The organism is Carboxylicivirga litoralis (assembly GCF_025499605.1).
In the GTDB taxonomy this organism is placed as follows: Bacteria; Bacteroidota; Bacteroidia; order Bacteroidales; family Marinilabiliaceae; genus Carboxylicivirga; species Carboxylicivirga litoralis.
The window spans coordinates 1-2,644 of sequence record NZ_JAFMVC010000072.1; the positions used below are offsets into that span (position 1 = coordinate 1).

Consider the following 2,644-nt stretch of genomic DNA (forward strand, 5'->3'; position numbering starts at 1 on the left):
TTTCTTTACGCCATTGCCTTGAGGCGGTTCACACAACTGCCAAATACCTGCTTCTTTATTAGCTACTACGATATTGCGTCATATGAGGGCTAACGGATTGGGCATATGAACCGTGCGGGGATTAAAATAGTACAACTTTTCTTCCATCGCACTAAGCCCAATGCTTTTACAGGGACTAAATTTAACAATAATAAGTTTCTAGAAAAGCATTGGGCGGACAAATTGAAATCACCGCAACTCAGCAAACCACAACACCCCGCATGGTTTATGATGCCGTGTTAGCAGCTGAATTTATTTACATTCAAAAGATATTTACTATTTAAAAAAATCCCCATTTTGCTTTTTCAACTCAGAAACTACATCTATATTCTCCTTCATAAATTCAATCATGGCCTCAAGCTGGTCTTCCTCTACAGCGATAATTTCATTAATATTTAAGTAATTACCTACAACATATTCTTTATCATCTTCTTCAATTTCCCATTCGTCTAACTTCTTTTGAAAAAAATCTTTCTTTTTATTATAATTTGCATCACTTTTGGCTATATAAATTCTTACAGATAAATAAATCTTTCCATCACCCCACCACCACATAAAACCTAAATCTACAGCCATAGTCTTACTTATTTTAAAATTATTAAAATAAGCTGCACTACTTAACCAAGTACTTCTGCTTGAAGGCTTTGACAATTTTCCTATTTTCTGTTCAAAGTAATCTTTAACAGATTCAATAATTTCATCCATTTTTGAAATTGAACTTGGAATACCATCCAATGTCACTAAGTCTTGAGTAGTAAGTTTATTCTCCATTGCTATATTTTTTTCACTTAAAAACTTCTTTAATTCTTTAGTTATATCATTATTATTATCTATAATGCATTTTGCTACATCTACCCATTTTATATTTTGATACTCTCCTGTATAGTTTTTAATTTCTTTGTATTGATAATATTTGGTTAGATAAATCAGTTTTTTGTTTTTCTTGGAATTTCTATTTACAATTTTTGAATAATCTTTCAACTGATTAAATCTTTCTGGAGCTTCTATCTTACATTCAATAATTATAAATGTTGATTCATTTTCAATAACAATATCAGGTCGTCCCTCTTTATATGTAGACTGAGTGTTTATTGAGTATCCATCTCCATTCGGCATATCAATTAATTCTAAAAAACTATTTAAGAATTTAGAATCACTTCCTAAACAAAATGAAAAAACCTCTATCAAATAGTTCTCTAAATTATTTTTACTCTTTCTTTCTCTATAACTATATGCTCTTGAAAATACAGATTCCATTTTTTGATTAATTTTGCTGCTAACGGATTGGGCATATGAACCGTGCGGGGATTAAAATAGTACGCCCTTTCTTTCATCGTACTGAGCCCAATGCTTTTACAGGGACTAAATTTAACAATAAATAGTTGCTTTAAAAGCATTGGGCGGACTTATTAAAATCACCGCAACTCCGCGAATCACCGCACCCCGCATGGTTTATGATGCCGTGTTGTAAGCTGGCTTTTTTTCATTTCACATGTGTTCTAGCGTTGGCGTGAAAGCTCTTTTAAATTTGTGAGGTACGAGCAAACTTTAAATGTGCTTGAACATAGTTAGGGTTGATTTAAATTCTTTCTTTCAATTCATCTAGATTTGACTTGTGCTTAACAATATTTTCCCTAATTACCTTACAAAGGTCTTCGTTGAAATCAATTCCATCCTCTTTGTGTTTGAAAAATTCTCTTCCGTTTTCATCCTTTTCCAAAACTGCGTGTGCGAACTTATTCCTAATAGAATTAATTTCAGAATCATATTCAGATGAAAAATCTGCCATTTTCAGGTCTTCTAGAATTTTTGATAGAGTTAATATTTTATACTTAGCACTATAAACAAAATTGTCCTTGGTCAACTGATTGAAATTCATTTTTCGTTTACACTCTTGGACAAATTCAGTTTTCTTGGTAAACAAATCAATTAATTGGTCGTAAATTGATACGGATAATTCTTCAAAATTTAAGCTCTCATTTTTTAATGCTTTTTTGATTATTTCAATCATTTCAACATCAAGAGAACTTGTCTCATGCATTATCATTCCTCGCATTGCTATTATGTTCTGGAATTTCTTTAATGTAAGTCCAATTAGACTTATTGTTGCTTGCAAAACTAAATCTCTGTGGTCTCCTAAAAGAGTATTAGTCTCTAAAAAACTAACTCGATTGATTTTATCGGTATCTTTTAAGTCTGCTTTAGCAGTATAGAAAAGCACTTCAGATAAGACAGAAAACTCTTGGCTACGAATCTTTTTAATGACTTCGTCTCCATTAATATCATTTAAGTGATAATCAGTTAAAATTAAGTCAAATGAATCATCTAAAGATTTGAAAAAATCTTCTGATTTTGAAACAGTTATAATTTTCGGTTGAAAACCTTGTTCAATTAAATATTCTTCTACTTCTTGAATCATTTCATCATCAATGAAGTCCTGAATTTGGTCGTCAAGCCAAAGTATTTTATATTCTAATTTCATCCTATCGTAATTTTTATACAGGTACCTTTTTTCTCATCTGATTTAATATCAATATCTCCTTTCAAGCTGTTATTAACCAAATCTTTTACTTGAAATAAACCAATTCCAGAACCATTGGTTGTT

Annotated in this window: 2 protein-coding genes; both read right to left on the reverse strand. The window is 31.0% G+C overall.

Annotation, left to right across the window (positions count from 1 at the left end; genetic code table 11):
* Positions 1–315: 315 nt before the first annotated feature.
* Positions 316–1,296, reverse strand: coding sequence for a PD-(D/E)XK nuclease family protein (locus J1N10_RS20640; protein ID WP_262328624.1), 981 nt, complete (start codon positions 1,294–1,296; stop codon positions 316–318).
* A 322-nt stretch (positions 1,297–1,618) separates the two neighbouring features.
* The gene (locus tag J1N10_RS20645; RefSeq protein ID WP_262328625.1) at positions 1,619–2,521 is read right to left on the reverse strand and encodes a response regulator; all 903 of its coding nucleotides are present in this window, start codon (positions 2,519–2,521) and stop codon (positions 1,619–1,621) included.
* Between the last annotated feature and the right edge of the window lie 123 nt (positions 2,522–2,644).

Coding starts and splice junctions, on each gene's coding strand:
- J1N10_RS20640 (WP_262328624.1), bottom strand. CDS start 1,296: ATGGAATCTGTATTTTCAAGAGCATATAGTTATAGAGAAAGAAAGAGT.
- J1N10_RS20645 (WP_262328625.1), bottom strand. CDS start 2,521: ATGAAATTAGAATATAAAATACTTTGGCTTGACGACCAAATTCAGGAC.